The sequence below is a fragment of the Streptomyces sp. NPDC055749 genome, from assembly GCF_053617235.1.
The window spans coordinates 1-5,341 of record NZ_JBSHFH010000112.1; the positions used below are offsets into that span (position 1 = coordinate 1).

The 5,341-nt window shown below is 70.5% G+C and carries 4 protein-coding genes; 2 read left to right on the forward strand and 2 right to left on the reverse strand.

What is annotated here, in order from left to right; translation table 11 throughout:
• Positions 1-91 precede the first annotated feature (91 nt).
• Together ACWGO0_RS37140 and ACWGO0_RS37145 are read right to left on the reverse strand one after the other, a co-directional pair.
• Positions 92-1,003 carry a GNAT family N-acetyltransferase gene (locus ACWGO0_RS37140; protein ID WP_453544855.1) on the reverse strand — a complete coding sequence of 304 codons (912 nt, stop codon included), beginning with the start codon at positions 1,001-1,003 and terminating at the stop codon, positions 92-94.
• Between the two features lie 258 nt (positions 1,004-1,261).
• Positions 1,262-2,215: a GNAT family N-acetyltransferase gene (locus tag ACWGO0_RS37145; RefSeq protein ID WP_453544856.1), complete on the reverse strand. Its 954-nt coding sequence runs from the start codon at positions 2,213-2,215 to the stop codon at positions 1,262-1,264.
• Between the two features lie 148 nt (positions 2,216-2,363).
• Between ACWGO0_RS37145 and ACWGO0_RS37150 the strand changes: the two genes are divergently transcribed.
• Positions 2,364-2,930 (forward strand): FHA domain-containing protein, encoded by a 567-nt coding sequence (locus tag ACWGO0_RS37150; RefSeq protein ID WP_453544857.1) that lies wholly within the window; start codon positions 2,364-2,366, stop codon positions 2,928-2,930.
• Positions 2,931-3,084: 154 nt separating this feature from the next.
• Positions 3,085-5,307 (forward strand): MMPL family transporter, encoded by a 2,223-nt coding sequence (locus tag ACWGO0_RS37155; protein WP_453544858.1) that lies wholly within the window; start codon positions 3,085-3,087, stop codon positions 5,305-5,307.
• Positions 5,308-5,341: the final 34 nt, after the last annotated feature.

Here is a 5,341-nt window from a genome sequence, read left to right on the forward strand (position 1 = left end):
CGCATAGCTCCGCTATGAGGACGCTCCGGCGCCTTGCGATGCACCGCACCAGACGCCGCGCCCTATCCGACCCTGATCCGCCGGACAGGCCCTAGACCATGTTCACGCGTTCCTGCGTCACGGGATGGCCGGCCCGCGCGAACGCGGCGGCCATCGGCGCGTTCCCCCGGTCGGTCGAGCCCGCGATGAACTCGGCGCCCTCCGCGGCCAGGAATTGCGTGGACTCCACGAGCAGGTCGTAGCCGTAGCCGTGCCCGCGTGCTTCCGGTACGACTCCGATGAAGCCGATGCACGGACCCGAGGGGTTGCGGGCGGGCACGTGGATCCCGGCCAGCTCACCGTCCGCCGTGTACGCCAGCTGCCACCAGGAACGCGGCGAGGGGCACCAGTTGAAGAAGTCCAGCTCCTCCTGCGCCGCCGCATCGAGGCCACCGGGGCCCTCGATGGCCAGCCGGGCATGCGCGTCCAGCGTGACGGAGTGGACGCGGCGCAGTACGTCGAGGATCACCGCGTCGTCGGGTTCCGGGCGGAAGGTCAGCCGGCCGGGACGCTCGGGAAGCCCGCACTCCGGCGTCCACAGGTAGCGGAACCGCTCGACGAGCGGCTTCATGCCGGCCGCGGTGGCGGCTGCGATCCGGGCCTCGGCCGCCGCACGGACCTCGGGAACCTCCCGCCAGTTCGCGGGCAGGATCAGCTCGTACTCGGCGTGCAGCGTGGAGCGGCGCAGCAGTTCGGCGCCCGCCTCGTCCTCGCCGTCGGCGAAGTCGAACCAGTTGAGCAGGACGGGCTCGGTGTCGTCGGGCCCCGCCCACCAGGCGGCGCGGGCGACGACGGTGTCCTCGCGCAGGGCGATCCAGGTCCACTCGGGGCGGTAGTCCCCACCGTCGGCGACCGTGGCGTAGCGGTGTCCGAAAGCGGCGCGGCCGACGAGGTCGGCGTCGTGCAGGGAATCGAAGAGATGGGCGTCGCTCTGGGTGAGCGCGCGAATGACCAGATCGGTCATGGAAATGTCCTCCGGGACGAAGCGCGCTCCCGGTCAGACGGAGTCCGACACCGCCCTGCGGACGGGACGGGAGCGCGGGAATGAAGTGCAATGTGAGGTGTTACCGGTGGTGGTACGCACTCTTCTCGCCTCCTTCCTCGACCTGGGCCGTTGACTTCGCGGCTTACGGTAACGCGACCCCGGCGGGCCGTCCACGGGTTATTGCAATGTCACCTGTGAACGGCCCGTCAGCCGAAGGGCCGGTCAGTCCCAGACCGGTCAGTCCCAGACCATGTTGAACGCGCGCTCGAAGTTCACGTACCCCAGGCGCTCGAAGGACTTCGCCATCGGTACGTTGCCGAGGTCGGTCGCCGCCCTGATCCGGTCCACGCCCGTCGCCGCAAGCACCCGGGTGCCCTCGGCGAGGATGTCGTCGATGTAGCCGTTGCCGCGATGCGCGGGCAGCACGCCGATGTACGCGATGATCGGGTGGTAGTTGTTGCGCGCGGGAATGACGAACCCGACGGGCTCACCGCTGGGCAGCTCCGCGATCCGCCACCACTCCTGCGGCGTCCTGAAGCCCGCGAACTCCTCCTCGTAGTGCTTCTCGGCCGCCTTGCGGGCACCGATCCCCGTCGCCATGTCCGCCTGGCCGTGGGCGTCGAGCGTGCCCTCCATGACCGGGGTCATCAGCGCGATCAGGTCCTCGCGCCCGGTGACCGGACGGAACACCAGCCGGCCCGAGTCCTCGGGAACCGGCGTGCCCTCGCGCCATTCCAGGCGCAGCCGCTCGACCAGCATCCGGGCGCCGGTCTGTTCCATGACACGTACCCGGGCCTCGACGACTTCGCGCGCCGCCGGGTCCTCGCGCCAGTCCGGCGGAATGAACCGGCCGTACTCGGGGCGCTCCGCACCGTCGGGTACGACAGCGGCCGTGGCCGTCTCCAGCAGCCGTACGCCGATCTCGTGGCGTTCCTGCGCGGGCAGGGTGTCGTCCAGGTCGAAGAAGTCCAGCGCGAGTGGGGCGCCGCCGTCCGTCGAGGTCCACCAGGAGATCCGGCCCACGACGCGTTCGCCGTGCAGGGCCACCCACATCCAGTCGGGGCGGCGGAGGCCGTTGGCGAGGTCGTCCGCCAGCTCGTGGTCGAGAACGTACGAAAGGCGGCAGAAGAGATCGAGCTCGTCCGGTCCGGTGAGCGGACGGACGGTCAGTTCCTGTGGTGCTACGGGCACAAAGTCTCCTTCGAGGCGGAAGGCCGCCGGCTTCCCGCCGGCGGCCCAAGGGCGCTGACGTTAGCAAGAGCGGAGCCGTGCAGGTCAGCAGGGGGGAATGAGGAGTTCTTCTGGACACTACGGCCCGGTCGGACCGACAATCAGGACTGTGACGTCCTCCTTCGAGTTCCACACGTATCCCGCGCGGCTCTCCGACGCCCAGCGCGACCGTGTTCTCGGTGTGCTCAGAGACGGTGCGGCGCAGGGCAAGCTCTCGCACGACACGTTCATGCGACGCATGGAGCTGGCCCTCACCGCCCGGCGCGCCGAGGAACTGGACGCACTCACCTGCGACCTGGAATCCGGCGCGCGCTGGTCGCGCGGGCTGTTCCGCGCGGTCGGCGGCGTGTCGGCCTTCTCCGTACGGCTGCGCAGGGCCTGGCAGTCCGAGCGGCTGCCGAAGCTCCTGCTGCCCGTGCCCGGCCCGCACCCCCTGCTCATCGGCCGCGACCCGGGCAACGGACTGCGGCTCAGCCACGAGACCGTCTCCCGGATGCACGCCGAACTGACCGTGCACGGAAGCCGGTGGATTCTGCGCGACCTCGGCTCCACGAACGGCACCTGTGTCAACGGCCAGCGGGTCACCGGGTCCGTACCGGTGCGCGACGGGGACCAGGTGAGCTTCGGCCGGATGAGCTTCCGCCTCACCGCACCCGTACTCAAGCCGCCGGCCTGACACGGCCGGCCTGCCCGGCCCGCCCCCTAGGGGTGGCACCAGGGTGGGGACAGCCATAGAGGCACTGGGCGGTAGGCACCAATGACCTCCGCCTTCCCCGGCGGGACGCTGATCAACGACAGCAAACAGCGTCCAAGCAGGGGGAGGTGCCCGCATGACGGGCAGAAAACCGGTCACGGTTCGCATCGCACGCTGGTGTGCGATTCATCCATGGCGAGCCGTCGTCGGGTGGCTCGTCTTCGTCACCCTCTGCGTCGGCGCGGGTGCGGCTGTGGGCACCAACAAGGGGACGTTCGAGGACTTCTGGGTCGGCGAGGCGGGACGCGCGGAGCAGCTCGCCTCAGAGAGCGGGCTCACCCCCGCACCCTTCGAGCAGATCCTCATCACCGGTAGGGGCACGGCCCCGGCCACCGGCACGGCCGCTTCGGCCGACGCCCGTTCCGCCGCGCGGGACATCGCGGTGCGGATGCGGAAGCTGCCCGCCGTTGTCTCGGTCGCCGCTCCCCTTCCCGCCAGGGACGGTTCGGCCCTCATGGTCGAAGTCACCCTGCGCGGCGACAGGGAGACCGCCAAGGAGGACGTCGACGCCCTGCTCGTGGAGACGGCCGAGGTCCAGCGTGCCCACGACGGGCTGCGGATCGAGGAGACCGGCAGCGCGTCCATCTCCGTCGGGGTCAACGACAAGCAGGGGAAGGACCTTCAGCGGACCGAGGCCATCAGCCTCCCGGTGACGTTCGTGATCCTCTTCGTGGTCTTCGGCGCCGTGCTCGCCGCCGGAATCCCGGTGCTGCTCGCGCTCTCCGCGTTCGCCGGAGCGGTCGGCCTGTACGGACTGGCGTCCTGGGTCACTCCCGACGCGGGCGGTGCGGCCCTCAGCGTGATCTTCATGATCGGCATGGCCGTCGGGGTCGACTACTCCCTCTTCTATCTGAAGCGGGCCCGCGAGGAGAGGGAACGGTCCGGCGGCACCATGAGCCACGCCGCAGCGGTCGAAGTGGCCGCAGCGACCTCGGGCCGTGCGGTCGTCGACTCCGGCATCGCGGTCGTGCTGGCGCTTGGTGGCCTCTACCTGATGGACGACGTGATCTTCGCGTCCATCGCGTCCGGCGCGATCCTCGTGACACTGGTCGCGGTGGCCGGTTCGCTGACCGTGTTGCCCGCACTGCTCACCAAGCTCGGGCGCCGCCTCGACAGCCGGGCGACCCGTCGCGGCAAGGCCACGAACCGGCGGGGACGCCCTGACGGCGGCAGCCGGATGTGGACGGCGATGCTGCGCCCCGTGATGCGGCGGCCCCTGGCCACCCTGCTGATCGGTACGGCGCTGACGGCCGCGCTCGCCCTGCCCGTAATGAGCATGAAGATGGGCACCGAGGGCAAGGAGACCTTCCCCGACAGCGTCCCCGCGGTCGCCGCCTACGACAGGCTCGTCGAGGCGTACCCGGCCCAGGGGGCTGCTCACCTCGTCGTCGTACGAGGCAAGGAACCCGCCGCCGCGCTGCGGCAGTTGGCCGAACAGGTCGAGGGCGAGCCGCTCTTCGCCCACGACGGCGAGCCGCGCCTGACCACCTCGGACGACGGACGCACCGCCCTGCTGAAACTGCCCGTCCCGTACGCCCAGAACTCCGACGAGGCCACCCGCTCCCTGGAGGTGCTGCGCACCGAGCTGATTCCCGCGACGGTCGGGAAGACGGCCGGTCCGGGCGCCGAGACCGCGGTCAGCGGTGAGATCGCGGGCGGTGTGGACTACGCCGAGCATCAGAGCGCCCGGCTGCCGTGGGTGATCCTCTTCGTCTCGCTGACGACGCTGGGCATCATGTTCGCCGCGTTCCGGTCCGTCGCCCTCGCGGTGCTCGGTGTGCTGCTCAACCTCGCGGCGGTGATGGTGTCCTGGGGTGTGCTGACCCTGGTCTTCCAGGGGACCTGGGCGGACGGGCCGCTCGGCTTCGAGTCGCTGGGCTTCGTCGGATCACGTACTCCACTGCTGGTGTTCGCGATCCTGGTCGGCCTCTCCACCGACTACCAGATCTTCGTGGTGAGCCGCATCAGGGAAGCGGTACGGCGCGGTGTGTCGACCCGGCAGGCCGTCGTCGAGGGGATCGCGGGTTCGGCCGGTGTCGTCACCAGCGCCGCAGTGATCATGGTGTCGGTCTTCGCCAGCTTCCTCTTCATCGACCGGGTGGAGATGAAGCAGATCGCGGTGGGCCTGACCGTGGCGGTGCTCTTCGACGCGGTGGTGCTGCGGGCACTGATCCTGCCGTCCGCGCTGGCCCTGCTGGGTGACCGCTGCTGGTGGCCCGACCGGCCGGCGCCGAGGGACGTGACCGACGGCCCGGTGCCCGAGGTGGGTGCCGCGGACCGGGAGGCGGTAAAGGGGTGAAGGAGTGACGGGGGAAGCGGCTGCCCGCCCGGGC